Raw genomic sequence first — 25,358 nt, forward strand, 5'->3', positions numbered from 1 at the left:
GGGTCGGAGGGGGATATTCCGGCTTAGCGTCCTCTGGGGGAACGCGGACGGGGTGGGTCCGCGTCCGGTAGGGGGGACACGTGGGGGGACCCGTGGCCAGGGGTGACAGGTGTGCGCCGATTCAGGCGGATCGAGGCGTTCCGGCGCTCGTCGTCAAGTTCGGTGACTATCCGCTGCACCACGGCGGGGTCGGAGCCATCCGCAGCCTGGGCCGGCTCGGCATACCCGTCTACGCGATCACGGAGGACCGTTGGACCCCGGCCGCGACCTCGCGCTATCTGCGGCGCGCGTTCGTCTGGCCCACCACCGGCACCGAGAAGCCAGAGCGGCTGGTGGCGGGACTGCTGCGGATCGGGGCGGAGATCGACGGGGAGTGCGGCCGGTCCGCCGTGCTCGTCCCCACCGACGAGGAGGCCGCCGTCCTCATCGCCGAGCACCAGGGTGAACTGGGCGGGCGTTTCCTCTTCCCGCGCGTCGACCCCGAACTGCCCCGCCGCCTCGCCAGCAAGCAGGGCCTGCACGAACTCTGCGTCGAACACGGCATCCCCAGCCCCGCCGCGGCCTTCCCTCAGTCGTACGAGGAGGTCGAGCGCTTCGCCGAACGGGCCCGCTTCCCGGTGGTCGCCAAGAACCGCGAGGCGTTCGAACGACGCCGGCGGCCCGCCGTGAACGGCACCACCCGCATCGACGACCGCGCGGGGCTGCTGCGGCTCGCCCGGCGCTGGGGCGAGCGGCCCGGGGTCATCCTTCAGGAGTACCTCCCCCGTGAGGACGCCGAGGACTGGATCGTGCACGCGTACTTCGACGCGGACTCGGCCCCGCTCGCGCTGTTCACCGGGGTGAAGGTGCGCTCGTGGCCACCGCACGCGGGGATGACCGCGAACGCGTACATCGTCGACAATCCGGAACTCGCCGATCTCGCCGGGCGTTTCATCAAGCAGATCGGGTTCACCGGAGTCATCGACCTCGATCTGCGGTTCGACCGGCGCGACGGGCGGTACAAGCTGCTCGACTTCAATCCGCGGATGGGCGCGCAGTTCCGCCTGTTCGAGAGCGAGGCGGGCATCGACGTCGTCCGCGCCATGCATCTAGATCTGACCGGGCGTCCGGTGCCGGAGGGGGAGCAGCTCACCGGGCGTCGTTACGTCGTGGAGAACATCGATCCGCCCGCCCTGCTCGCCTACCGCCGCAGCGGCTACACCACACCGCACGCACCCGCGCGCCCGAGCGGTACGGAGCTGGCGTGGTTCGCGGGCGACGACCCGCGGCCGTTGCTCATGATGCTCGCGCGCTCCGTGCGACCGGGCGTGAAGCATCTCCATCAGTTCTGGAGGGCCGGCCGGGCCGGCCGCAAACACCAGTAGGGCTCCACCAGTAGGACCGCCAGTAGGACTCGTAGGACTCACACGAAGCAGGCACATCGCGTAGGTACATCGCGTAGGTACATCGCGTAGGCACGTCGCGTCCTGGGGAGGGACTTCGTGATTCAACCGGTAGCGATCATCGGCGCCGGGCCGTTCGGACTGTCCACCGCCGCCCATCTACGAGCGCACGGCATACCCGTACGGGTGTTCGGCGACCCCATGGTGAGCTGGCGGGACAACATGCCCGCCGGGATGCTCCTGAAGTCGACCCCGGTCGCCTCGAACATCGACGCCCCGCAGCGCGGCCACACCCTGCGCGACTACTGCGACGCGGCCGGCATCAGGCGGCTGGTCACCGACGAGGACATCATCCCCGTGGAGACGTTCATCGCGTACGGGGAGTGGTTCCAGCAGCGGCTCGTGCCCGAACTGGAGCGGGTGCGGGTCGTCTCCGTGGACCGGAGCAAGGGGGGCGGTTTCGAACTGAAGCTGGACTCCGGGGAGTTGTTCGCGGCGCGGGCCGTGGTCGTGGCGAGCGGGCTGTTCGGGCTGGCCCATCTGCCCGCCGAACTGCTGGGGGCGGCCCCGGACGGGCCCACCTCCACGGGGCCCGTCTCGCACAGCTCCCAGCACCATGACCTCCGGCGGTTCGCCGACAAGGACCTGATCGTGGTGGGCGCCGGTCAATCCGCCCTGGAGACGGCGGTGTTGGCCGCCGAGGCGGGGGCGCGCGTACGGGTGGTCGCGCGCGGGCGCGGGGCCGTGGCGTTCGGAGCGCCGCCGTGGAAGCAGCCGAGGCTGCGCCCCGAGTCGCCGTTCGGACGGGCCTGGTCGCTGTGGGCGCTCAGCCACTACCCGCATCCGTACCGGTATCTGCCGGCCGGTATCCGTCACTACCTGGTCCGCCGGGTGCTGGGACCGCTGGGCGCGTGGTGGTTGCGCGAGCGGTTCGAGGGGCGGGTTGAAGTGCGGGAGGTCGCGCGCATCGTGCGCGCGGGCGCTGTTGACGGGCGGCCGCTGCTGGCCCTGCGGGGCTTTGACGGGCGGATCGCGGAGGTGGGCGCCGATCATGTCATCGCGGCTACCGGGTATCGCGTCGATCTCGGGGCGATGGGGTTTCTCGGGCATGAGGTGCGGACGGAGTTGGCGGTGAGTCGGGGGGCGCCGGTGCTCGGGGCCGGGTTCCGGTCGTCGATTCCCGGGCTGTACTTCACGGGGGTGCCGGCTGCGGCCTCGTACGGGCCGGTCATGCGGTTTGTCTGTGGGACGGAGTTCGCTTCGCCTTGGTTGGGGAGGCATTTGGCTGCGGCCCATGGGTGAGTGGGGGTTGGGGGGGCCTAATAGCTCGGGAGGAGTTGTGATTCGGCGGATGCGGGAGCGTCGTGGCTGATCGCGCCCACGCGGCGGAGCCGCAAGTAAGCAGAGCCCCGCGCCCCTTCTGGTGTGGGCCTCAGTTGCCAAAGGCTCCCCCTGAACTTCCGTTCGGCAATCGGGAGTTGACGGGGCGGGCCCCAAGTGCCGTTGGGATGCCGGACCTCGGCCGGTTCGGGTCGAACCGATGGGGTCCGGCATCCGTATTCTCTGATCATGGCCGCTCCCACCGCATATTCACTCATCGCCACTGACCTGGACGGAACGCTCCTGCGCAGTGACGACACGCTCTCCGACCGGTCCCTCGCCGCGCTGGCGCGGGCCACGGGGGCCGGTGCTCAGCACCTCGTGGTGACGGGACGGCCCGCACCGAGAGTCCGACCGCTCCTCGACGACCTCGGCAACAGGGGGCTCGCGGTGTGCGGACAGGGCGCGCAGTTGTACGACACCGGCGCGGACCGGCTGCTCTGGTCCGTCACCCTCGACCGTGAACTCGCCGAGACCGCGCTCGGCAAGATCGAGGCCGAGGTCGGACAGGTGTACGCGGCCGTCGATCAGGACGGGGTCGATGGCCTCACCCTCATCGAGCCCGGCTATCTCATGCCGCACCCCACGCTCCCCGCCGTACGCGTACCGCGCCGGGACGACCTGTGGTGCGAGCCCATCAGCAAGGTGCTTCTGCGCCATCCTTATCTGTCCGACGACGAGTTGGCGTCGGCGGCGCGTATGGCGGTCGGTTCGCTGGCGACGGTCACGATGTCGGGGCCCGGCACCGTGGAGCTCCAGCCCTGCGGCATCACCAAGGCGACTGGCCTGGCCCTCGCCGCCGACCATCTCGGACTGACGCCGGACCAGACCATCGCCTTCGGTGACATGCCCAACGACATCCCCATGTTCGACTGGGCCGCCCACGGGGTCGCCATGGCCAACGCCCACCCCGAACTCAAGGCCGTCGCCGACGAGGTGACCCTCTCCAACGAGGACGACGGCATCGCGGTGGTCCTGGAGCGGCTGTTCCCCTGAGCGCCGGGCTCAGGGGAACGGGGGCACAAGGGAACGGAGGTACAGGAGGCCGGAGGCCTAGTAGGCGCCGAACACGTTGTCGATCGAGCCGTACCTCGCGGCGGCGTAGTTGCACGCCGCCGTGATGTTCGCGACCGGGTCGAAGGGGTCGTACGCCGTGCCCGGCACGTGGTAGGCGGCGAACGTCGGGTCGATCACCTGGAGCAGGCCCTTCGAGGGCGTTCCCGCGGCGGCGTTGGAGTCCCAGTTGTTGATGGCCTGCGGGTTGCCGGACGACTCCCGCATGATGTTGCGGTAAATGCCGTCGTATGTTCCTGGAATTCCGTTTTGCGCCATGATGTCCAGCGCCTCGCGAATCCAGCCGTCGAGGTCGTTGGTGTAGGTCTTCACGGACGCCTGGGTGGCCTCGGCCGTGGAGCCGGAACCGGAACCGGAGCCGTTGCTCGCCGAGGCCGTGGACGCGGTCGACGCCGCCGACTTCTTCGGCTTCTTCGTGGCGTTCAGCTTCAGCTTCAGGCCCGGGTGGATCAGACGCGGGTCGCCGCCGATGGTCTTGCGGTTGTCCTGGTAGATCCGCTGCCAGCCGCCGCTGACCCCGTGCTTGCGCGCGATCGAGGAGAGCGTGTCGCCCGAGACGACCTTGTACGTCAGGGACTTGGGCTGGGCGACGGTCGGCGCCGCCGACTTCGGGGCGGCCTGTACGGAGGTCACCGCGGCCTGGGGCGGCGGGGCGGCGTGGGCGGTGGTGGCGGCCGTGAGCGGCAGGGCGAGCGCGACCCCGCCGGTGCCGGCGGCAATGACGCCACGGGTGAGCGGGTTGGTTCTGGCGCGACGGTGTTTGCCTCGTCCGGGCATGGCGGATTCCTCTCCGGCGCCTGCGAGGTGAGCTGTCGGGTTCGGGCGGGAGATGCCCGGCCGCGCGCGTCGTGTGTGACGTGCGTGGCTTCACCCCTAGCCGGTCCGTTGGGGGAAGAACGGACCGGCGGCTTACCTGGGTCCCCCGCTCCTGCCGCGCGTGGATGAGTGGTCGTGGTGGGGAGTCCGGTCGGCGGCAGGATTCGGCGGTCCGTCCGGACGGGGTGTGAACGTATGCGACAGCACATCTTGTGAACAAGCCCCGGCTTGTCGGGTTGGCGTAGTTGACCTTGAGTTCGGTGGGTATGGGGGGTGATGATGGGTGGAATGTGGAGTTCAACTTGCCTTTTGCAAATGGGGAGTCGAGGGATGAGGAGTGGGGCGGGGGTTCCGGGGTGGGTGACTCAACTCACGGGAGGAGTGGGGTGAATCGCTGGTATGCGGCAAATCGGTCAACTCGGGTAGGGCGATGCGCGACGGGGTGGGGTGCGAGTGGGTGCGCGACCGCGGGTCCGTCGTGGTCGCTCGCGCCCACGCGGCGGTGGCCGCATATCGATACGGCCCCGCGCCCCTTGAGGGCCGGGCGGCACCCGGTCCGCGCGGGTGAGCGGAACCCCGGCCGAGGCGGGGCCCCGGCCGCCGGGTGCCTGATGAGCGGGCCCGCACTACATCGCGCGGCCGAACGCCGTAGGCCCTCGGTGGTGATCGAAAGGTGACCGGATACGCTGACTCGGGTGATGGCAGCGACAGATCGACAAACTGTGTCATCGACCGTGAGAACCAGACCGACCGTGTGACCGTCAGTAGACGTCAGCAGACAGGAGAACCCTCGTGACCGTCGTCGAGCCGTTTGGGCTGAGCGCGCGGGACCAGGCTCTCGAAGCCGATGTCCAGGCCGGGCTGGTGGCCGTCGAAGAGGGTCTCCTTGAGGCCACCAAGAGCGAGGTTCCCTTCATCCAGGAGGCCGCCCAGCATCTGCTGCGGGCCGGCGGGAAGCGGTTCCGGCCGCTGCTGGTGATGCTCGCCGCACAGTTCGGTGACCCGTACGCGCCGGGGGTCGTGCCCTCGGCCGTGGTGGTCGAGCTGACGCATCTGGCCACGCTGTACCACGACGACGTGATGGACGAGGCCGAGGTACGGCGCGGGGTGCCCAGCGCCAACGCCCGCTGGGACAACTCCCTCGCCGTCCTCACCGGTGACTTCCTGTTCGCCCGCGCCTCCCACGTCCTCGCCGACCTCGGCCCCGAGGCCGTACGCGTCCAGGCCGAGGCCTTCGAGCGGCTGGTCACCGGGCAGATCCTGGAGACCGCCGGGCCGCGTGACGGACGCGATCCGATCGAGCACTACCTCGACGTCCTCGGCGGCAAGACCGGCTCGCTGGTCGCGGTCGCCGGGCGCTTCGGCGCGATGATGTCCGGCGCCGACGAGACCGTCGTCGACATCCTCACCCAGTACGGGGAGCGGCTCGGCGTCGCCTTCCAGCTCGCCGACGACGTCCTCGACATCGCCTCCGACTCCCACGAGTCCGGCAAGACGCCGGGTACGGATCTCCGCGAGGGGGTGCCGACCATGCCGGTGCTGCGGCTGCGGGAGCAGGCGGGGCGGACGGGGCTGCCGGAGGACATCGAGCTGTGCGAGCTGCTCGCCTCCGACCTGACCGACGACGCGCGGCACGCCGAGGCCCTGGCCCGGCTGCGCGAGCACCCCGCCCTGGAGCAGGCCCGCCGGGACACCGTCCGGTACGCCGAGGAGGCACGGGCCGTACTGACGCCGCTGCCGGAGTGCGGGGCGAAGGCGGCGCTGGTCGAGCTGTGCGACGCGGTGGTGCACCGGGCTGGTTAGGCACCCGGGGGTGCCATGACCCAACCGGGGGCTGCGCCCCCAGGGCCCCCGGCATCGCCCTTCGGGCTCGTCCTCAATCGCCGGACGGGCTCGATTTATCAATGGCCGCGCCCGTCTTGCCGGTGCGCCTCGTTGGTGCGTCTTGTCGGTGAGTCTTGTCGGTGCGCCGCGCCGCGTCTCGTCTCGTCTTGTCGATGGGCCGCGCCGTTCGTCCAAGTGCCCTCCGGGACCCCTCTGGTCGCCCCCCGAACCCCTACGGGTCGGGTGGAGGTGTCGCCCCGTCATGTCATCCCGTAGCAGTACGCCGAGTTGGCTCCCGAGTCTGACGACTCTCACGGGCCGATTTGGTCAGATGGGTATCACCACTCCTCACCGATTCGGGTGAGAATGGCGGCTCAAGGGGAGGCCGCCGCCGACGACGGAGGTAAGGCACACATGGCACCGTACGAAACCGACGACAGCGCCCGCGACGCGGCTGTGCTCGCGGCCGAGGCCGAGGAGGCGCGTTCGGCGCGGCGGCGCAAGGCGGCGCGGTACGTCGTCCCGGTCACCGTGGTGGGCCTGGCGGCGGCGACCATCGGGCTGGTCCCGGCCTTCGCCGGCTCCGGCGACCCGGATCTGCCGAAGATCAGCGCACAGGAACTCATCGAGAAGATCGCCGCGTCGGACGTCCAGCAGGTGTCCGGCACGGTGAAGATCACCACCGATCTGGGCCTGCCCGACCTGGGCGGACTCGCGGACAGCCTCGGCTCGGGGGCGCCCTCCGGCGGCTCGGGCGACGGCGGTTCGTCCGCCGACCCCTCCGCCAAACTGCTCGAACTGGCCACCGGCACACACACCTTGCGCGTGGCCACCGACGGCCCCGACAAGCAGAAGCTGTCCCTGCTGGACGAGGCCGCCGAGTACAGCGTCATCCACAACGGCGACGAGATGTGGGCGTACGACAGCGCCTCGAACGAGGTCTACCACGCGAGCGGCGTCGACGAGGGCAAGGGCGAGAAGGGCGACCGGGGTGACAAGGGCGAGGGCGGTTCGTCCGCCGAGGTGCCGGCCACGCCTCAGGAGTTCGCCGAGGAGGCCCTGAAGGCCGTCGACGACACCACCTCCGTGACCGTCGACGGGACCATGAGGGTCGCCGGGCGGGACGCGTACAAACTGCTGATCGAGCCGAAGCAGTCCGGTTCGACGGTCGGCGCGATCACCGTGGCGGTGGACTCCAAGACGGGGCTGCCGCTGAAGTTCACGCTCACCCCGGCGAGCGGCGGCGCGGCCGTCGTGGACGCGGGCTTCACCCAGGTCGACTTCGGCAAGCCGAGCGCCTCGACGTTCGACTTCACCCCGCCGAAGGGCGCGAAGGTCACCGAGGCCGACGAGATGGAGAAGTCCGGCCACGAGGGCTCCTCGTTCGAGGACTTCGACAGGGATGCGGCGCCCAACAAGTCCAAGGACGCGGGCAAGGGCTTCGAGGGCTCCGAGGAGGAGTTCGCGAGCGGCCTCGACGGGCTGAAGACCATAGGCGAGGGCTGGAGCACCATCGCCCAGTTCGACACGGGCGCCGAGGGCGCCATGCCCGGCGGCTCCGACACGGGCTCGGGCGACGCCAGGGTCGACGGTTTCCTGAACTCGCTCGGCGACCAGGTCAAGGGCGACTTCGGCTCCGGTACGGTCTTCAAGACCCGGCTGATCAACGTCCTGTTCACCGAGGACGGCAAGGTCTACGCCGGTGCCGTCACCAAGGACGCGCTGGTGAAGGCGGCGAACGCGGCCGAGTAGCGACCACCGCGGGCCACCGCGGACACCGCAGCGACACCCGGTCGGCGGGCCGGGGCGACAGCCCGACAAGGGGGCTCTCGTCCCGGCCCGCCGGTCGTACACCCGAGGGGAGCCATGACGGACGCACCTGCCATTCACACCCAGGGGCTGACCAAGACCTTCCGCGGCGGCCAAGTGGCCGTGGACCACCTGGAACTGACGGTTCCGGGCGGCAGCGTCTTCGGCTTCCTCGGGCCCAATGGCTCCGGCAAGACCACCACCATCCGTATGCTCATGGGCCTCATCGAGCCGACCTCGGGCACGGCCCAGGTGCTCGGCCATCCCATGCCGCGCGCCACCCGGACCGTACTGCCCCAGGTCGGCGCGCTCATCGAGGGCCCCGCGCTGTACGGCTTCCTCTCCGGCCGCGACAACCTCCTGCGCTACGACGCCGCCGACCCCACCGCCGACCCGCGTACCCGGCGCACCCGCGTCGCCGCCGCGCTGGACCGGGTCGGGCTCACGGCCGCCGCCGCTAAGAAGGCCAAGGCGTACTCGCTGGGCATGAAGCAACGCCTCGGCCTCGCCTCCGCGCTCCTCCAACCCCGCCGCCTGCTCGTCCTCGACGAGCCGACCAACGGCCTCGACCCGCAGGGCATGCGCGAGATCCGCGCCCTGGTACGGGAGTTGGCCTCCGACGGCACCACCGTCTTCCTCTCCTCCCACCTCCTCGACGAGATCGAACAGGTCTGCACCCACGCCGCCGTCATGTCCCGGGGCCGCCTGATCATCCAGGGCCCGGTCGCCGAACTGGCCGCCGGCGCCCGGGGCCGCCTGGTCGTCACGACCCCGGACACGTCGGAGGCGGCCAGGGTGTTGAAGGAGCACGGAGTCGGAGACGTGACCACGGAAGGGGAACGGGTGACGGCCGAACCACCGACGGACGGTGACGTGGCCGACCTGAACACGGCACTCGTCGCCGCCGGCGTCCGAGTCCGGGGCTTCGGAGTGGAACGCGCCTCCCTGGAGGACGCGTTCGTGGCACTGACAGGGGAGGGCTTCGATGTCGCGGGCTGAGACGACGGGCGGGGACGCGGGAGCGGTGGCGGACACGGCCTCCGCCCCTTCCAGCAGTGGGCCCGCCCCTGCTGCTCCCACCCGTACCCCCGGCCCCCTCTGGACCCTCGGCCTCTTCCGTAGCGAGCTGCTGACCACCTTCCGGCGGTGGCGGACGATCGCGCTGCTCGCCGTGCTCGCGGCCGTACCGATCCTGATCGGTATCGCGGTGAAGATCGAGACGGGCGACGGCCCCGGCCCCGGCGGAGGACCGGGCGGCGGAGGTGGGGGCGGAGGCCCGGCCTTCATCGCGCAGATCACCAACAACGGCCTCTTCCTGGTGTTCACGGCCCTGGCGGTGACGCTCCCGTTCTTCCTGCCGATGGCCATCGGAGTGATCGCGGGCGACGCCATCGCGGGCGAGGCCAACGCCGGCACACTCCGCTACCTCCTGGTCGCCCCCGCGGGCCGCACCCGTCTGCTGATCACCAAGTACGCGACGACGATGACGTTCTGCGTGGCGGCGACCCTGGTCGTGGCGACGTCCGCACTGATCGTGGGGGCGTTGCTGTTCCCCCTGGGCGAGCTGACGACGATCTCCGGTACCCGGATCACCTTCGCGGAGGGCCTGCTGCGGGCCCTGCTGATCGCGCTCGCGGTGGCCGCGTCACTGACCGGCATCGCGGCCCTGGGCCTGTTCATCTCCACTCTCACGAACAGCGGCATCGCGGCGATGGCGACGACCGTCGGCCTCCTGATCACGGTCCAGATCCTCGACCAGATCCCCCAACTGGACGCCCTCCACCCCTACTTCTTCTCCCACTACTGGCTCTCCTTCGCCGATCTCATGCGCGAACCGATCTACTGGGAGGACCTTCAGAAGAACCTCGGCCTCCAGGCCCTCTACGCCGCCGTCTTCGGCTCGGCGGCGTGGGCGAGATTCACGACGAAGAACATCACGGCGTAGGGGGTCACCCAGGGCGTCACCGCGCGAAGGGCGTCACCGTGGGGAGGGCGTCACCGCGGGGGTCTCGGTCACGCGGCCCCGGCGGTGTCGTACGGGAAGCGCGCGAGGGGTGCCTCCTGGGTGAAGAACGTCTTGGCGCGGGTGAGTGCCGCCGTGTCGGTGAGTACGTCGCCGGGCTTGCTGCCGTTGCCGATGAGTACGCCCCCGAATCTCATGCCCATGTAGGCGGCGGAGTTGTTGAGGGTGCCGATGAGGGGTGCGGTGACCTCCTCCTGCGGGTGGGCCTGGGCGGTGACGCCCCACAGGGTGCGGCCCGCGAGCGTCTGCTTGAAGTCGAGCCCCGGGGTGCGCAGCCAGCCCGACCAGTGGTCCAGATACCGCTTGGCCTGGGCGGAGACGGAGTACCAGTACAGCGGCGACACGATCACGATGTCGGTGGCCGCGAGCGTGGCGTCCAGCAGCAGCGCCGCATTGTCCCCCTCCGGCCGTACGTGGTCACTGTCGTGCCGTAGATCCTCGAACTCCGGCAACGGATGCTCCATCAGGCTCAGCCACCGCAGCTCGACCTCCTGCGGCAACTGCTCGGCGGCCGCGCGGGCGAGGGCCTCACTGTTCCCGTCGGGCCGGGCACTGCCGAGCACGAAGAGAAAACGACGTGTCATGGAATCCCCCTGGACGTGTGCGCTTGGAGGCGCACGATGAATACCTGCGTGGACAACATATGCGTGTGCATCCGCATTCCTGGGTGCCGCCGCGTGATCCCGTGTGTTCCCGTGTGTCCCTGCGTGTCCCTGCGTGTCCCGTGTGTCCCCGCGTGTTCTCGCGTGTTTCTCAGGGCGCGGAAGAGGCTGGTGCGGTGGTGGTCGGTGGCAGGTCCAGGAGGAGGGCCATGACGGCGACGAGGGTGGCGCCGCTGACGATCTCGCGGCGGCTGATCATCGCGGGGATGTCCGCGAGGGGGACCCACTCCAGCCGGTCGGACTCGTTCCGCTCGGTGGGTTCACCGACGCGGCGGGCGTCGTCCGTACGGAAGACGAAGTGCTGGGTGTCGGTGATTCCGGCTGCGGGCTGTGCGTAGACGAGTTCCCGCAACGTGCCCGGCCGCCACCCCGTCTCCTCCTCCAACTCCCGTGCCGCCGCCTCCTCGGGCCGCTCACCGTCCTCGACCAGTCCCATGGGCAGCTCCCAGGCCCAGGTGTCCGTGACGAAACGGTGCCGCCACATCATCAGCACCCGCCGCCGTTCGTCCACGGCGGCGGTCACGGCGAGGTCCCGCAGCCGGACCACGTGATAGTCACCCCGGGTCCCATCGGGTTGCTCCACATCCAGCGACCGCAACCGCACCCAAGGGGTGTCGAGAATCGCCCGTTCACTGTGGACGGTCCATTTCATACGGGGCTCTCCTGCTCTTGGCGTGTGTGGGGTGGGACTACGGGTCTGGCGGTGCTTCGGGTTCGGGTAGGGCTACGGGTCCGGGTGGGGCTACGGGTTCGGGTACGGCGGGATGGCTTCGGCGCCCTCCGCCACGCGCAGCAGCAGGGCCTCCTCGTGGTGCCGGGCGACGAGATGCAGCCCGACCGGGCAGCCGTCGGAGTCGAAGCTCGCGGGGATGCTCATCGCCGGATGGCCGCTGAGGTTGAACGCCCAGGTGAGAGCGGTGGAGTAACGCTCACCGGGGCCTTCGTGGCCGTGCGGGGCGTTGGGCGTGGTGGGGGTGAGGATCAGATCGACACCGGCGAAGAGGGCGTCGAGCCGCCGATCGTTCTCCGCCCGGATCGCCTGAGCGGCCCGCACCGCCGCCGAGCCGGAGCCCGCCGCAGCGCGCAGAGCGAGCCAGGCGGGGGCCGGGTCCTGCAACCGCAGGGGTGGGTACGGGTGGACGGGGCTGACTGGCCGTGTGGATTCGCCTGGCCGGACGGGTTCGTCCGACTGCGGGGGTTCGGTCGGTCGTACCAACCGTATGAGTCCGGCGTCCGCGAGGCGGAGCGCGGCGGCGTGGGCGACGGAGGCGGGCCCGGAGTCGGTGTCGGCGAAGCCGAGGTCGGGTGACCAGAGGGCGGTGGGGGGAGCCGATGGATCTACGCCGAGGGCCCCCGCTTCGGCCTCCCGGTCCACGCCCACGTAGCCGGCCCCGGTCTCGGCCCCGGCCCCGGTCTCGGCCCCGGCCCCGGCCCCGGTCTCGGCCCCGGTCTCGGCCTCCTGGCCCACGCCGACATACCCCGGCCCGGCCCCGGCCTTGCGGCCCGTTTCGACGAATCCCGTCCCGGCCCCGGTCTCGACCCTGCCGTCCACCTTGACGAGGCATGTCCCGGTCCCGGCCCCGGCCCTGCGGTCCACGTCGACGAATCCCGTCCCGGTCTCGGCCCGGGCCTCCCGGCTCGCATCAACGTACCCCGGCTCGGCCTCGGCCTCGCTCACGCAGCGCCAATACGCCGTCCCGTCCGATGCGTGGCGGGTGAGGACGCCGGGGGCGGCGAGGCCCGTGCGGTCGGTGGAGGGCAGTCGTCCGTTGGTGGTCTTCAGGCCGACGACCCCGCACCAGGCCGCCGGAATCCGTACCGACCCGGCTCCGTCGGTCCCGGTCGCCATCGGTACGAGTCCCGCGGCAACGGCTGCGGCGGACCCGGCGGAGGAGCCACCCGGAGTCCGGTCGGGGCACCAGGGGTTGACGGTCCGGCCACCGGCCCCGAGCCCCCAGGTCTGCCAGGGAGTTCCGGGCCCGGGAACGGAGGTCGCCCCCACGGGCACGCACCCGGCAGCCGTCAACGCCCGGGCCGCAGCCGTACGTACCCCGCTCCGCCCCTTCACGCCGATGGGCACACCGGCCAGCGGCAACCACACCCCGGCGGCCACTTGGGCATCCACCTCCGCCGCCCGCCGCAACGCCTCCTCGGCCCACACCTCGACGAACGCGCACAACACCGGCTCGACCCGCTCGATCCGAGCGAGCGAGGCCGCGACCACGTCGACGGCCGTCAACTCCCCGGCCCGGACGGCCGCGGCGATCCGCTCGGCCGACAGCGCCGCAAAGCCCTCGGCTGAGAGGGAGCCGGATGCCGGGATGACGGGGGCTGGTGAGTCCGGAGAGGGGGAGGTGTTCGGGTGCCTGGGGTTCATTGGCCTCATGGAGTTCTTCGTGGCGGCTCAGGGTTCTTCCCGGCGGCTCAGCGGCCGGGGCCGCCCGGTGTCGGGGCTTCGATGGGACGGGGGACTGCGCCGGGGGCGGGGCCCGGAGGGTCCGGGGGAGCCAGGTGCCGGGCCAGCCGAGGTGCTTCTTCCCTCAGCCCTCGCCCCACCCGGTCATCGAGGCGGGAGTGCGGCCCGGCCAGCGGCAGCGTACCCACCGGCATGATCATCTGCCGAGGCGGATGTGCATCGCACAGATCCGCACGGGGGTGCGAGGCGGCCGACGGACTTGCCCTGTGTCGGCCTTGGATCGGTCGCGCCGGTCACATCACTGCTGAAGCCGGCCGTGACGCTGAAGCCGGTCGTGACGCTGAAGCCGGCCGTGACGCTGACGCCGGTCGTGCCGGTCGTGCCCGGCCGGGCTGGAGCGGGCGCCCCCGCCCGGAGCGGGGTGTTCCACAACCGGCCGGGGACCGGGGTGTTCCATCACGGACCGGCGGCGTGCCGCATCACGAACTGCGCGATCGGCCCGCCCTAGCGCCGATGACGCAGGCGCCCATGACCGTCGCGGACTGGCTCAGATGCTCGTCGGCCTTCGCCTCGCCCGAGCACAGGAGGTGGCGATGCGGGAGCCGACAGTCAGCAGGCCGGTGACGACGCCGGCGGTGACCCGTCGGGCGAGCAGGCCGAGCGCCCTGGCGAGGTTTTGGTGACGGCCGTCGGCAGCCCGGCGGGCTTGTTGCCCACGGCAGCCACGGTGAGCAGGGTGTTCACGGGGTCCTCCCCGTGAGACGGGCCAGCGCCGCGCTCTCGCGGGGCAGCGGGCCGCTCAGGTCACCGGTGCGCCAGGCGGGCACCCAGGGCACGCGGTACACGTCGATGACGGAACCGATCGCCTTCACGTGCTGCACGAGCTGCCGGGGCAGCCGCCCCGGCGCGTCCGCGACCAGCACGATGGCGTCGAGGTCGAGCCCCGGCGGCGCGTCGCCCCGGCGGAAGATGTCGAGGGTGTGCGAGACCGCGTCCAGCCCGGCGGCATGCGTGCGCCCCACCAGCAGCACCGACGCCGGCTCCCCGTGCTCGGGGCGGGGCCAGTTGCGGCCCGCGTCATGACCGCCGAAGACGGTCGCGAGGGTGGTGGACCCGGCGCCGCCGTGCGTCGCGACCCAGGAGTACCGCCGTGCGGACGCGACGGGTTGGGGCCGCTGTTCCGGTGACGGCGGCGCCTGCGGTCCCATCTCGGTGACCGGCCCGCGCAGCCAGATCTCCGGCTCGGGCGCCCCCTGTTGTGTGCTCTCCTGCATCACCGCGTCACCACTCTCCACCCCACGTTCCCGTCACGCCTCATCGCCTCATCAGCTCATCGCCTCATCGTCACATGGTCCCGCCCACCCGCCCACCCGCCGACCTGCGGACCTCGCCGGTCAACGCCGGTCGCTCCGACCTCGCCGGTCACTCCGACCCACGAATCTGCCCGCCCGTCAGCTTGTCAGCTCGTCCGCTTGTCGGTTCGCCCGGCCCGTAGGGCGTTTCATTCCCTTACCGGCTCCGTCGTACCGCCACCGATCCGCACGGGGGACGGACGACTTGGAGGAGTCCGGAGGTGAGTTCCTGCGACGAGCCTGTGACGCGCTGGTGACGCGGGGAGTGGGGGTGAGCGGAGAGACTCGACTGACGCGGCGGTGTGCTGAAGCCCGTCGTGATGATGGTCGCGGTGAGCGGGGGAGGCGAGGCCGACGTGGCGGAACAGGGCGTCGGCGGCGGCCTCGGGACGGGCGGCGTACGGTGCGGAGGGGGACGACGATGAGGCTCGGCAGGGCGGCGGTCGCCGTACCCGCGTCCGTGGCCGGTGGCGCGGGCGCCCTCTGGAACGGCTGGGCCGGGCACTGGGCATGGACGACGGTCGAGGTCGGGCCGGACGACGACGGTGACGCACCGTCCGACACCCAAGTCGTGGCGTATGGTGCACTGTTCGTCGACGGAACGGCGTACGGCCGCGACGGCTGGACGGGAACCGGCCCACAGGCCACGGTGTACGTGGAGCCGGTGCGCTCGGCCAGGGGTGAGCCACGGCGGAAGGACGACGTACGTACGGTGGAGGCGGCGACGCCCCCGTCGGCGGCCCCGTCCGACCCCGCTGCAACCGCTTCGCCTTCTTCTCCCGTTTCTCCTTCTGACCGACCCGAGTGAGGGAACGATGACTCGACTCAGCCGCAAACAGAAGCGGGAACTCAAGCAGGCGGGACGGATGCCGGCCGGGGTGACCCCGATCGAGGTGCACGTCCACGCCGACGGCGGCGCGACGGTCGGCGGCATGCCCGTCCTCCCGTCCACCGGGGAGTCCCTCCAGACCGCCGCCCTCGACTACCTCCACCGCCTGGCCCTCGCCACCGGCCACCCCGTCCTCGCCACGGTCCACGACGAACGCATCGGTTACGTCATCCCTCTCCAGGTGCAGGTGGACGGCTCCAGCCACTACGCCGGGGAACCGGTGCGGGTGGGGGAGGCGAGGGGGTACACGGCCCAGGAAGGGGTGCGGCCCCGCGAAGGGGCACAGCCATACGAAGGCGTACGGTCGCACGAAGACGCGCGGGCACACGAACCGGTGGAGCCCGTCGCCGGGTCGATGCCCCTGCCTCCGCCCGTGAGTCCGCCCGCGCCTCCGGCCGAGCCCCCGTCCGTCCCCGCGTCGTCCACGTCGTCCGAGCCGCCGGAGTCGTCCGTACCATCGGCGCCCGCGCCCGCGCCACGTCGTGACAAGTCGACGCACGTACTGCGCGCGGTGCCCGAGTCGGCGGCGGACGCCGTGCCGCCGCAGGCCCGGTCGCTTCCCGCTCGGCCGGTGCCACGGCCCTCCGCTCATGCCCAGCCGCAGTCCGCCCCCGCGCATGCGCGGCCTCAGCAACAGGCGCCGCGACAGCCGGAGTCACAGTCCCCCGCCGAGCCGCAGCCGCAGGCATCCGCTCATGAGCGGCCGCAGCCGAAGAGGGAGCCCGGCACCATGCGCTTGGCGGCGGTTCAGCCGACGCCCACGGCGGAGCCGACCGCTTCCCAGGCGGAGCCGACCGCCGCCCCGGCGGACCCGACAACCCCTCCGGCCCGGTCGGCCGACCCCGACGCGGACCGCGCCGCACCCGCAGCCGTATCCGCACCCGCCCCCGAACACCCCCACCGCGACCCCAACACGCTCCCCTTCTCCGCGGCGAAGCCCGTGTCGGCCGGGGAGCCGAAGCGGGAGCCCCGGACGATGCCGCTCAGGGCGGCACAGCAGGGGGAGTCCGCGCCGGCGATGGGCGGTGTGGCCCCGTCGACGTTCGTACTCCGCGCCGTACCCGAGCCGAAGGACGGCCCCATCGCCCAGCCGCCCCGCACCCCGGGCCTCCCCCTGACCCTCCCGGGCGTCCCGGTCGCCGACGACCACACGCCCCCGACACCCGAGCCCGACGAGGACCCGACCCCCACCACGGACCCCGTCGCCCCTCCGGCCCCCGGCCCGGTCCGCGACGAGGCCTCCCCCCTGGGCACCGTCTCGCCCCCCACCGGCGCATTCGGCCCGCCCACCTCGAACACCCCCGCTCAGCACACCTCCAACCCCCCGGTGTCCGGCCCCACTTCACTGGAGCCCCACCCCTGGCCGCCGAACCGGAACCCGGCCCCGGAGCCCGCGCATCCCGAGCGGCCGCGCCCCTCCACACAGCCGCCGCACTCCGCGGACCCCACCGACACGCCTCCCCCCACCGACGCCGTGCCGCCCAAGGCCCTCGCCCAGCCCACCGACGCCGTCCCCCCACACCCCTCGAAGCCGATCTCACTCGACCCCCAGCCCTGGCCCCCGGCCGCGCCGCCCACCCCCCTGCCCGCGTCCATGCCGGCCGTGACCGCGGCGCCCCTCCGCGAGGTCAACGCGGAGTCGGAGCCCGGCTCACCCGATGTACCCCCGCCCCTCGCTCCTCCGGAGGAGTCCACGGCCGAGCCGTACTCCACCCCCGAGTGGAAGGCGCTGGAGGAGGACGCGGGCCCGAAGCCCACCCCCGTACGGGAGTTCGACGCGGTCGCCGAGGCCGTGCTGGACCAGGAGGAGACCGACGGCGGCGCGGCCACCCCCTTCGCGGAGCCGATGTCGCAGATCAACGAGGCCGTGAAGCTGGGCCGGATCAACGAGGCCGCCGAGATGGCCGAGCGGACCGTCGCCCAGGCCACCGCGGCCCTCGGCCCCCAGCACCCCGAGGTCCTGCGCATCCGCGAACTCACCGCGTACATCGCCTACTTGGCCGGTGACGCCCTGCGCTCCTTCCACCTCTCCCTCGACCTCGCCGCCCTCCGCCACCGGCTGAACGACCCCCGCGCCGCCTACGGCAACATCCAGAGCGCGGCGGCGGCCTGGCGAGCCGTCCGTGACCCGCTCCAGGGCCTCCACCTCGGCCGCGACCTCATCGCCGTATGGTCCGACCTCGCCGCCGAAGCAGGCCCCGCCGCCGACGACCTGGACCAACTAGAAAAGGCCCGCACCCGCATGGGCCGCCTTGCCGAACGAGCCCAGGTCAAGGACAGCGCCGCCCACGCCAGGAGCCCCCATGCCCAGGGCAAGTGACCCGGCAGCAGCCCGCAGCCGGGGGTCGGTCGGCGGCCCACGCCGCTGACCGACCCCCGGGAACACGATGTGCGCGCCTCGGCAGCCGCCGTGCCGCCGTCGGCGGACCGCCTACTCCGACAGCTCCCACACCGCGTACGCCGCCGCGTCCGAGTTACGGTCCAGCGCGGTGTCGTCGATGTTGGACGTGTTGTCGCAGGAGGAGTGGTAGCAGCGGTCGAAGGCCTGGCCGGAGGTGCCGCCCCACTTGGTGACCTGGGCCGCCGTCTTGGTGCGGCTGGCCCCGGTGAACAGGCCGCCGACCGGTACGCCCGCGCTCTTGAACGGCGCGTGGTCGGAGCGGCCGTCGCCCTCGGTCTCGATCTCGGTGGCGACGCCGATCCCCGCGAAGTAGTCCTTGAAGGTCTGCTCGATGGTCGGGTCGTCGTCGTAGACGAAGTACCCGGGGTTCGGCGAGCCGATCATGTCGAAGTTGAGGTAGCCGTCGATGGCGGCGCGGTTCGCGGAGGACAGGTTGTTGACGTAGTAGCGGGAGCCGACCAGGCCCAGCTCCTCCGCGCCCCACCAGGCGAACCGGAGGTGCTTGGCGGGCTGGTAGTTCGCGCGGGACACCGCGAGCGCGGTCTCCAGTACGGCCGCCGAACCGGAGCCGTTGTCGTTGATACCGGCGCCCGAGGTGACGCTGTCGAGATGCGAACCGGCCATGATCACCTGGCTGGTGTCGCCGCCCGGCCAGTCCGCGATCAGGTTGTAGCCGGTACGCCCGCCGGAGGTGAAGGACTGCGTGGTCGTGACGAACCCGGCCGCGTCCAGCTTGCCCTTCACATAGTTGAGGGAGGCCGTGTAACCGGCGCGACCGTGGGCCCTGTTGCCGCCGTTGGCCGTGGCGATCGACTGGAACTGGGTCAGATGGGCCTTGACGCTGGCCACGGGGAGGTCGGGTGCCGCCGCGGCCACCGCATCGGGGGCGGGGGCCGCCCCGGCCAGGGAACCGCTGGTGAACAACGTGGCCACCGCGACGGCCACGGCGGCAGCGGCACGCCCGGTGACTGGAACAGAGAGCTTCATGTGGGGGGCTCCGAATTCCAAGGGGTCCGGCACGGATGACGCTGTTGGCGCATCCATGTCAAACCCGAGTGAATGAGGTCCCAGGATGGTGCGGGCGCGGCTGACTCACCGTCAAGGGCGGTATTTGGACAGGGGTGTTCGTTTACCGGTGCGTACGCGGGCGTGGGCCGGTGGGCGCCGGGCGCGCCGGTGCGCGTACGGGGTGGGCGCGCGCCGGTGGGTGCGGGGTGTGGGCGCGCGCCGGTGAGCGCGGCGGGCGTCAGGGCTTCGCGTCGGCCGACGTGGTGGCCGCCGCCGTCGCTTCCGTCCCCTGCGCCGCCTCTGCCGCAACCGCCTCCACAGCCTTCACCGGCTCCACGGGCTCCACGGGCCCGGCACTCTCCACCGGCTCCGCCGGCTCTGCCGCCTCCACAGCCTCTCCTCGCTCCCCCGCCTTCACCACGCTCGCCGCCCCCAGCGCATCCAACTGCCTGCGCGACGCCTGTGCCGTCCGCAGTGCGTCCCACGTCAGCAGGGACAGCGCCAGCCATACGAGGGCGAAGCCGGCCAGGCGCTCGGGAGGCATGGCCTCGCCGAAGTACAGGACGCCCAGCAGGAACTGGAAGACCGGCGCCAGATACTGCAGCAGCCCCAGGGTGGACAGCGGTACGCGGATCGCGGCGGCCCCGAAGCAGACCAGCGGCAGGGCGGTGACCAGGCCGGTCGAGGCGAGCAGCAGGGCGTGTCCGGTGCCCTCGGTGCCGAAGGTGGAGTCGCCGTGGGAGCCCAGCCAGAGGAGATAGACGAGCGCGGGGAGGAACTGGATCGCCGTCTCGGCGGTGAGCGACTCCACGCCGCCGAGGTTGACCTTCTTCTTCACCAGGCCGTAGATGGCGAAGGAGAAGGCGAGGCAGAGGGAGATCCACGGGGGTCGGCCGTAGCCGATGGTGAGGACGAGGACGGCGGAGAAGCCGATGCCGACGGCCGCCCACTGGACGGGGCGGAGGCGTTCCTTGAGGAGGAGGACGCCCATGGCGATGGTGACGAGGGGGTTGATGAAGTAACCGAGGGAGGCCTCGACGACCTGGCCGTTGTTGACGGACCAGATGTAGACGCCCCAGTTGACGGTGATCGTGGCCGCGGCGATCGTGACGAGGCCGAGCCTGCGGGGCTGACGGAGCAGGTCGAGGGCCCAGGACCAGCGCCGCAGGGTGAGCAGGGCGAGGCCGACGAAGGCGAGGGACCAGACCATGCGGTGGGCGAGGATCTCCACGGAGCCGGCGGGCTTGAGGAGCGGCCAGTAGAGCGGGACGATGCCCCACATCCCATATGCCGCGAAGCCGTTCAGCAGCCCTATCCGATGTTCACCCCGCGACTGCGCCGCCACGTCCCCTCCTTCTCACCGGCCCGCACACCGAGTACGACCCCAAGTCCACGAAGGTAACGCCGAAACCCCCGGCTGTCATACCCGTATCGCAATACGGTCATGACAGCCGGGGGTGGTAGGTCGCGTGGTCTCATCCAACTGCGGGCAATCGTGCCGCTGGGGCGGCTCCCATCCCAAAGAGAGCGGCACCCTGCAAGCGCCGGTAAGCGAGACCCCGCCCCCGCTCAGCCGCAGCGGCACGGCACCCGCGCACCCACCGGCCGGCAAGATTCCGGCCCCCGGCTCTACGCCTTCAGCGCCGCCGCGATCGACTCCGAGATCGGCGTGGTGGGCCGCCCGATCAGACGGGCGAGGTCGCCGGACGTGACCACCAGCTCCCCCTTCTCGATGGACGCGTCAACCCCCGCCAGAATCGCGGCCAGCGGCTCCGGCAGCCCCACCCCCGCCAGAATCCCGGTGTACACCTCGACGGTCACCGGATTGTTGGCGATCTCCTTGCCCGTCTGCTTGGCCACCTCCGCCGCGTACTCGCCGTAGCTCCACGAGGCGTCACCACCCAGCTCGTACGTCTTGTTCTCGTGCCCCTCCCCGGTCAGCACGGCGACCGCCGCGGCCGCGTAGTCCGCACGCGTCGCGGACGATATCCGGCCCTCCCCACCGGCGTGGGTGACGGCACCGTGCTCCAGCACGGGAGCCAGCTGCTCGGTGTAGTTCTCGTTGTACCAACCGTTGCGCAGCAGCACATACGGCAGCCCGGAGGCGAGCAGCGCCTCCTCGGTGCCCCGGTGGTCGTCGGCGAGCGCGGCGGTCAGCGTGCCCGGCGCGCTGGTGTACGCGAGCAGCGCCGCACCGGCGGCCTTGGCGGCGTCGATGACGGCCTTGTGCTGGCCGACGCGGTCGTTGCCGATCTCGCTGCCGGAGATCAGCAGCACCTTGTCACCGGCGGAGAAGACGCCGTCGAAGGTCTCGGGGGAGCTGTAGTCGGCCACGGCGATCTTCACGCCGCGCGCCGCGAACCCGGCGGCCTTCTCCTCGTTGCGGACGACGGCCGTGATCTGCTCGGCCGGGACCTTCTCCAGCAGTCCCTCGATGACGAACTTGCCGAGCTGTCCGGTGGCTCCGGTGACGACGATGCTCATGGTTTCCTACTCCTCCTGGGCGGGTACGGCACTAACCCTAGGAGTAGCGCTAACTCTTCGAAAGTACCCACTTTGAAGTAAGGTACTGGCATGGCAGTAAGTGAAGTGGTGGTGCCCAAGTACGCCTACACGCCGCAAGGCGCCGAGGGCATGTGCCCCTACCGTCTCGTCCTGGAGCACGTCACCAGCCGTTGGGGCGTCCTCGTCCTCATCGAGCTGCTGGAGCGGTCGTACCGCTTCAGCGAGCTGCGCCGGGCCATCGGGCACGTCAGCGAGAAGATGCTCACGCAGACCCTCCAGACCCTGGAGCGCGACGGCCTCGTCCATCGCGATGCCAAGCCGGTCATCCCGCCCCGCGTCGACTACTCCCTCACCGACCTCGGCCGCGAGGCCGCCGTACAGGTCCGCGACCTCGCCGTGTGGACCAAGGAGCGCATGGACGCCGTGCAGCGGGCGCGCGAGGAGTACGACGGCCGCCGCCGGACGAACGAAGAGGCCCGCGCCTGACGAAATACGGCGCGGGCCTCCCCGCAGGACGTGCGGGCTTCCTCGCAGGACGTGCGGGCCTCCCGTAAGGCATGGGGCGTCTCGTCAGCCGACGACCGTCCCGTCGCCGACGACCGTCCCGTCAGCCGACGACCGTCCATGTGTCGCCGCCCGCCAGCAACGCGGCCAGATCGCCCTTGCCCTTCTGCTCGACGGCCGTGTCCAGCTGGTCGGCCATCTGCGTGTCGTAGACGGGGCGCTCGACCGAGCGGAAGACGCCGATCGGGGTCTGGTGCAGGGTGTCCGGGTCGGCGAGGCGCGAGAGCGCGAACGCGGTGGTGGGGGAGGGGGAGTGCGCGTCGTGGACCAGGACGCGCGACTCGTTCTCCGGGGTGACGGTCACGACCTTCAGATCGCCGGTCAGGTCGTCGCGTACGACACCGCGCGCGCCGTCCGCCCCGAAGCGGATCTGCTTGCCGTGCTCAAGACGGATCACGGCCTCCTCCGCCTGCTGCCGGTCCTTGAGGACCTCGAAGGCGCCGTCGTTGAAGATGTTGCAGTTCTGGTAGATCTCGATGAGCGCCGTACCCGGGTGGGCGGCGGCCTGGCGGAGCACCTCGGTGAGGTGCTTGCGGTCGGAGTCGACCGTGCGGGCCACGAAGGACGCCTCCGCGCCGATGGCGAGCGACACCGGATTGAAGGGGGCGTCCAGGGAGCCCATCGGCGTCGACTTGGTGATCTTGCCGACCTCGGAGGTGGGGCTGTACTGGCCCTTCGTCAGCCCGTAGATCCGGTTGTTGAAGAGCAGGATCTTCAGATTGACGTTGCGCCGCAGAGCGTGGATGAGGTGGTTGCCGCCGATGGACAGCGCGTCGCCGTCGCCCGTGACCACCCACACGCTCAGGTCGCGGCGGGACGTGGCGAGGCCGGTGGCGATCGCGGGGGCGCGCCCGTGGATGGAGTGCATCCCGTAGGTGTCCATGTAGTACGGGAAGCGGGAGGAGCAGCCGATGCCGGAGACGAAGACGATGTTCTCCTTGGCGAGGCCCAGCTCGGGCATGAAGCCCTGCACGGCGGCCAGGATCGCGTAGTCACCGCAGCCGGGGCACCAGCGCACTTCCTGATCGGACTTGAAGTCCTTCATGGACTGCCTGGCCGCGGCCTTGGGCACGAGGGAGAGCGCCTCGATCGTGTCCGTCCCCGCGCCCCCGGCGCTCTCCTTGGACGTGGACCTCTCAGCCATCGATGGCCTCCTTGAGAGCGGTGGCGAGCTGCTCCGCCTTGAACGGCATGCCGTTGACCTGGTTGTACGAGTGGGCGTCGACCAGGTACTTCGCCCGGATGAGCAGGGCGAGCTGCCCGAGGTTCATCTCCGGGATCACCACCTTGTCGTAACGCCTCAACACCGCGCCGAGATTCCTCGGGAAGGGGTTGAGATGCCGCAGATGCGCCTGCGCGATCGACTCCCCGGCCCGCCGCAACCGCCGTACGGCCGCCGTGATCGGCCCGTATGTCGAACCCCAGCCGAGGACGAGGGTCCGCGCTCCGTCCGGATCGTCGACCTCCACGTCGGGTACGTCGATGCCGTCGATCTTGGCCTGACGGGTGCGCACCATGAGGTCGTGGTTGGCCGGGTCGTACGAGATGTTGCCCGTGCCGTCCTGCTTCTCGATGCCGCCGATCCGGTGTTCGAGCCCCGGTGTGCCCGGGATCGCCCACGGCCGGGCGAGGGTCGCGGGGTCCCGCTTGTACGGCCAGAAGACCTCGCTGCCGTCGTCCAGGGTGTGGTTCGGCCCCTGGGCGAACTGGACGCGCAGGTCGGGCAGCTCGTCCGGCTCCGGGATACGCCACGGCTCGCTGCCGTTGGCCAGATAGCCGTCGGAGAGGAGGAGAACGGGTGTGCGATAGGTGAGGGCGATCCGGGCCGCCTCCAGGGCCGCGTCGAAGCAGTCGGCCGGGGTGTGGGGGGCGATCACGGGGACCGGGGCCTCGCCGTTGCGCCCGAACATCGCCTGGAGCAGATCCGCCTGCTCGGTCTTGGTCGGCAGACCGGTGGAGGGGCCGCCGCGCTGGATGTCGATGACCAGCAGCGGCAGTTCCAGGGAGACCGCGAGACCGATGGTCTCCGACTTCAGGGCCACACCGGGGCCGGAGGTCGTCGTGACAGCCAACGACCCCCCGAAGGCGGCCCCGAGCGCGGCCCCGATCCCGGCGATCTCGTCCTCCGCCTGGAAGGTCCGCACCCCGAAGTTCTTGTGCCGGCTCAGCTCGTGCAGGATGTCCGAGGCCGGGGTGATCGGATAAGAGCCCAGGTAGAGAGGCAGATCCGCCTGACGGGAGGCGGCGATCAGCCCGTACGACAGGGCCAGGTTCCCGGAGATGTTCCGGTACGTGCCGACCGGGAACGCCTGGGTCGCCGGGGCGATCTCGTACGAGACGGCGAAGTCCTCGGTGGTCTCCCCGAAGTTCCACCCGGCGCGGAACGCGGCGATGTTCGCGGCGGCGATATCGGGCTTCTTGGCGAATTTCGACCTCAGGAACTTCTCGGTGCCCTCGGTCGGCCGGTGGTACATCCAAGACAAGAGGCCGAGCGCGAACATGTTCTTGCTGCGCTCGGCCTCTTTCCTGGTGAGGTCGAATTCCTTGAGGGCCTCGACGGTCAGGGTGGTCAGCGGCACCGGATGCACGCTGTATCCGTCCAGCGACCCGTCCTCCAGCGGGCTCGTCGCATATCCGACCTTCTGCATCGCCCGTTTGGTGAACTCGTCCGTGTTGACGATGATCTCCGCGCCGCGCGGTACGTCGCCGATGTTGGCCTTGAGGGCGGCCGGGTTCATGGCGACCAGGACGTTCGGTGCGTCACCCGGGGTGAGGATGTCGTGGTCGGCGAAGTGCAGCTGGAAGCTGGACACGCCCGGGAGGGTGCCGGCGGGGGCCCGGATCTCGGCGGGGAAGTTCGGCAACGTCGACAGATCGTTTCCGAAGGAGGCCGTCTCGGAGGTGAAGCGGTCACCGGTGAGCTGCATCCCGTCACCGGAGTCGCCCGCGAACCGAATGATCACCCGATCGAGTCGACGGACATCCTTCGCCCCCGCTGTCCCCGCCGGTTTGCGCTGCTCCCTCAGTTCTCCCAAAACGGCCTCGTCGGCCTGCTCCGCTGGGCTGCTGACCTGGCTGGTCACTGAACTGGACCTCCCTTGAGGCGGCTGTCCGGGAACGGCCGTCCCGCAGGCCTTCCCAGCACCAACCCTACGTCGGCGAAGGTGACCTTCCCTCGCGCTTTCGCCTGATGGACGATGTTTTGAGACGGCTCACAGATGGCTTCCGCGATACTTCGACGCCCTGACTTGTC

General features: G+C 71.1%; 21 protein-coding genes and 1 riboswitch. Of the genes, 11 read left to right on the forward strand and 10 right to left on the reverse strand.

Annotated features, from left to right (window positions below; all coding sequences use genetic code 11):
• The first annotated feature begins 92 nt into the window (after positions 1-92).
• From ACWD4G_RS22545 to ACWD4G_RS22555, 3 genes are all read left to right on the forward strand, one after another.
• Positions 93-1,364, forward strand: coding sequence for a carboxylate--amine ligase (locus tag ACWD4G_RS22545; protein ID WP_451296070.1), 1,272 nt, complete (start codon positions 93-95; stop codon positions 1,362-1,364).
• Between the two features lie 117 nt (positions 1,365-1,481).
• Positions 1,482-2,684: an NAD(P)-binding domain-containing protein gene (locus tag ACWD4G_RS22550; RefSeq protein ID WP_451296072.1), complete on the forward strand. Its 1,203-nt coding sequence runs from the start codon at positions 1,482-1,484 to the stop codon at positions 2,682-2,684.
• Positions 2,685-2,951: 267 nt separating this feature from the next.
• Positions 2,952-3,758, forward strand: a complete 807-nt coding sequence (locus ACWD4G_RS22555; RefSeq protein ID WP_451296074.1) for an HAD family hydrolase — start codon at positions 2,952-2,954, stop codon at positions 3,756-3,758.
• Between the two features lie 57 nt (positions 3,759-3,815).
• Here the strand turns inward: ACWD4G_RS22555 and ACWD4G_RS22560 are convergent, their stop codons facing one another.
• Entirely contained in the window at positions 3,816-4,613 is a 798-nt protein-coding gene (locus ACWD4G_RS22560; protein ID WP_451296075.1) for a transglycosylase SLT domain-containing protein, read from the reverse strand.
• A 4-nt stretch (positions 4,614-4,617) separates the two neighbouring features.
• Positions 4,618-4,794: riboswitch (cyclic di-AMP (ydaO/yuaA leader) on the reverse strand.
• Positions 4,795-5,444: 650 nt separating this feature from the next.
• Here ACWD4G_RS22560 and ACWD4G_RS22565 point away from each other — a divergent pair.
• The 4 genes from ACWD4G_RS22565 (at position 5,445) to ACWD4G_RS22580 (ending at position 10,230) form a co-directional block, all read left to right on the forward strand.
• Positions 5,445-6,455: a polyprenyl synthetase family protein gene (locus tag ACWD4G_RS22565; RefSeq protein WP_451296077.1), complete on the forward strand. Its 1,011-nt coding sequence runs from the start codon at positions 5,445-5,447 to the stop codon at positions 6,453-6,455.
• Between the two features lie 435 nt (positions 6,456-6,890).
• Entirely contained in the window at positions 6,891-8,228 is a 1,338-nt protein-coding gene (locus ACWD4G_RS22570; protein ID WP_451296079.1) for a LolA family protein, read from the forward strand.
• Between the two features lie 114 nt (positions 8,229-8,342).
• The gene (locus ACWD4G_RS22575) at positions 8,343-9,284 is read left to right on the forward strand and encodes an ABC transporter ATP-binding protein (protein WP_451296081.1); all 942 of its coding nucleotides are present in this window, start codon (positions 8,343-8,345) and stop codon (positions 9,282-9,284) included.
• A complete protein-coding gene (locus ACWD4G_RS22580) occupies positions 9,271-10,230 on the forward strand; it encodes an ABC transporter permease (protein WP_451296083.1) in 960 nt (319 codons plus the stop codon). The genes ACWD4G_RS22575 and ACWD4G_RS22580 overlap by 14 nt, the downstream gene beginning before the upstream one ends.
• Positions 10,231-10,298: 68 nt before the next feature.
• Here ACWD4G_RS22580 and ACWD4G_RS22585 read toward each other — a convergent pair whose 3' ends face one another.
• The 3 genes from ACWD4G_RS22585 to ACWD4G_RS22595 form a co-directional block, all read right to left on the reverse strand.
• A complete protein-coding gene (locus ACWD4G_RS22585; RefSeq protein WP_451296085.1) occupies positions 10,299-10,892 on the reverse strand; it encodes a flavodoxin family protein in 594 nt (197 codons plus the stop codon).
• A 169-nt stretch (positions 10,893-11,061) separates the two neighbouring features.
• Positions 11,062-11,622, reverse strand: coding sequence for an NUDIX hydrolase (locus ACWD4G_RS22590; protein WP_451296087.1), 561 nt, complete (start codon positions 11,620-11,622; stop codon positions 11,062-11,064).
• 90 nt (positions 11,623-11,712) lie between these two features.
• Entirely contained in the window at positions 11,713-13,347 is a 1,635-nt protein-coding gene (locus tag ACWD4G_RS22595) for an amidase family protein (protein ID WP_451296088.1), read from the reverse strand.
• A 355-nt stretch (positions 13,348-13,702) separates the two neighbouring features.
• Between ACWD4G_RS22595 and ACWD4G_RS22600 the strand changes: the two genes are divergently transcribed.
• A complete protein-coding gene (locus tag ACWD4G_RS22600) occupies positions 13,703-13,894 on the forward strand; it encodes a hypothetical protein (RefSeq protein WP_451296090.1) in 192 nt (63 codons plus the stop codon).
• Between the two features lie 232 nt (positions 13,895-14,126).
• Here ACWD4G_RS22600 and ACWD4G_RS22605 read toward each other — a convergent pair whose 3' ends face one another.
• Complete coding sequence (locus ACWD4G_RS22605; RefSeq protein ID WP_451296092.1) at positions 14,127-14,660, reverse strand: DUF6668 family protein; 534 nt, start codon at positions 14,658-14,660, stop codon at positions 14,127-14,129.
• A 499-nt stretch (positions 14,661-15,159) separates the two neighbouring features.
• Between ACWD4G_RS22605 and ACWD4G_RS22610 the strand changes: the two genes are divergently transcribed.
• Together ACWD4G_RS22610 and ACWD4G_RS22615 are read left to right on the forward strand one after the other, a co-directional pair.
• On the forward strand, positions 15,160-15,546 hold the full coding sequence (locus ACWD4G_RS22610; protein WP_451296094.1) for a hypothetical protein: 387 nt from the start codon (positions 15,160-15,162) through the stop codon (positions 15,544-15,546).
• Positions 15,547-16,357: 811 nt separating this feature from the next.
• Positions 16,358-17,947, forward strand: a complete 1,590-nt coding sequence (locus tag ACWD4G_RS22615; RefSeq protein ID WP_451296096.1) for a hypothetical protein — start codon at positions 16,358-16,360, stop codon at positions 17,945-17,947.
• Between the two features lie 111 nt (positions 17,948-18,058).
• Here ACWD4G_RS22615 and ACWD4G_RS22620 read toward each other — a convergent pair whose 3' ends face one another.
• The 3 genes from ACWD4G_RS22620 to ACWD4G_RS22630 form a co-directional block, all read right to left on the reverse strand.
• Entirely contained in the window at positions 18,059-19,015 is a 957-nt protein-coding gene (locus ACWD4G_RS22620; protein ID WP_451296098.1) for a M28 family metallopeptidase, read from the reverse strand.
• Positions 19,016-19,274: 259 nt separating this feature from the next.
• Positions 19,275-20,381, reverse strand: a complete 1,107-nt coding sequence (gene rarD / locus ACWD4G_RS22625; RefSeq protein ID WP_451296100.1) for an EamA family transporter RarD — start codon at positions 20,379-20,381, stop codon at positions 19,275-19,277.
• Between the two features lie 284 nt (positions 20,382-20,665).
• Positions 20,666-21,520 carry an NAD(P)H-binding protein gene (locus ACWD4G_RS22630; protein WP_451296102.1) on the reverse strand — a complete coding sequence of 285 codons (855 nt, stop codon included), beginning with the start codon at positions 21,518-21,520 and terminating at the stop codon, positions 20,666-20,668.
• Between the two features lie 90 nt (positions 21,521-21,610).
• Here ACWD4G_RS22630 and ACWD4G_RS22635 point away from each other — a divergent pair, with 90 nt between their 5' ends.
• Positions 21,611-22,027 carry a winged helix-turn-helix transcriptional regulator gene (locus tag ACWD4G_RS22635; RefSeq protein ID WP_451296104.1) on the forward strand — a complete coding sequence of 139 codons (417 nt, stop codon included), beginning with the start codon at positions 21,611-21,613 and terminating at the stop codon, positions 22,025-22,027.
• 121 nt (positions 22,028-22,148) lie between these two features.
• Here ACWD4G_RS22635 and ACWD4G_RS22640 read toward each other — a convergent pair whose 3' ends face one another.
• Together ACWD4G_RS22640 and ACWD4G_RS22645 are read right to left on the reverse strand one after the other, a co-directional pair.
• On the reverse strand, positions 22,149-23,249 hold the full coding sequence (locus tag ACWD4G_RS22640) for a 2-oxoacid:ferredoxin oxidoreductase subunit beta (RefSeq protein ID WP_451296106.1): 1,101 nt from the start codon (positions 23,247-23,249) through the stop codon (positions 22,149-22,151).
• Positions 23,242-25,188: a 2-oxoacid:acceptor oxidoreductase subunit alpha gene (locus ACWD4G_RS22645; protein WP_451296108.1), complete on the reverse strand. Its 1,947-nt coding sequence runs from the start codon at positions 25,186-25,188 to the stop codon at positions 23,242-23,244. Before ACWD4G_RS22645 ends, ACWD4G_RS22640 begins: the two co-directional genes overlap by 8 nt.
• Positions 25,189-25,358: the final 170 nt, after the last annotated feature.

It is taken from the genome of Streptomyces sp. NPDC002643 (assembly GCF_053592555.1).

What these genes read in the sequence shown, in the direction of transcription:
- ACWD4G_RS22555 (WP_451296074.1), top strand. Translation starts at nt 2,952, where the DNA reads ATGGCCGCTCCCACCGCATATTCACTCATCGCCACTGACCTGGACGGA.
- ACWD4G_RS22560 (WP_451296075.1), bottom strand. Translation starts at nt 4,613, where the DNA reads ATGCCCGGACGAGGCAAACACCGTCGCGCCAGAACCAACCCGCTCACC.
- ACWD4G_RS22570 (WP_451296079.1), top strand. Translation starts at nt 6,891, where the DNA reads ATGGCACCGTACGAAACCGACGACAGCGCCCGCGACGCGGCTGTGCTC.
- ACWD4G_RS22575 (WP_451296081.1), top strand. Translation starts at nt 8,343, where the DNA reads ATGACGGACGCACCTGCCATTCACACCCAGGGGCTGACCAAGACCTTC.
- ACWD4G_RS22580 (WP_451296083.1), top strand. Translation starts at nt 9,271, where the DNA reads ATGTCGCGGGCTGAGACGACGGGCGGGGACGCGGGAGCGGTGGCGGAC.
- ACWD4G_RS22585 (WP_451296085.1), bottom strand. Translation starts at nt 10,892, where the DNA reads ATGACACGTCGTTTTCTCTTCGTGCTCGGCAGTGCCCGGCCCGACGGG.
- ACWD4G_RS22590 (WP_451296087.1), bottom strand. Translation starts at nt 11,622, where the DNA reads ATGAAATGGACCGTCCACAGTGAACGGGCGATTCTCGACACCCCTTGG.
- ACWD4G_RS22595 (WP_451296088.1), bottom strand. Translation starts at nt 13,347, where the DNA reads ATGAACCCCAGGCACCCGAACACCTCCCCCTCTCCGGACTCACCAGCC.
- ACWD4G_RS22605 (WP_451296092.1), bottom strand. Translation starts at nt 14,660, where the DNA reads ATGCAGGAGAGCACACAACAGGGGGCGCCCGAGCCGGAGATCTGGCTG.
- ACWD4G_RS22610 (WP_451296094.1), top strand. Translation starts at nt 15,160, where the DNA reads ATGAGGCTCGGCAGGGCGGCGGTCGCCGTACCCGCGTCCGTGGCCGGT.
- ACWD4G_RS22615 (WP_451296096.1), top strand. Translation starts at nt 16,358, where the DNA reads ATGCGCTTGGCGGCGGTTCAGCCGACGCCCACGGCGGAGCCGACCGCT.
- ACWD4G_RS22620 (WP_451296098.1), bottom strand. Translation starts at nt 19,015, where the DNA reads ATGAAGCTCTCTGTTCCAGTCACCGGGCGTGCCGCTGCCGCCGTGGCC.
- ACWD4G_RS22630 (WP_451296102.1), bottom strand. Translation starts at nt 21,520, where the DNA reads ATGAGCATCGTCGTCACCGGAGCCACCGGACAGCTCGGCAAGTTCGTC.
- ACWD4G_RS22635 (WP_451296104.1), top strand. Translation starts at nt 21,611, where the DNA reads ATGGCAGTAAGTGAAGTGGTGGTGCCCAAGTACGCCTACACGCCGCAA.
- ACWD4G_RS22640 (WP_451296106.1), bottom strand. Translation starts at nt 23,249, where the DNA reads ATGGCTGAGAGGTCCACGTCCAAGGAGAGCGCCGGGGGCGCGGGGACG.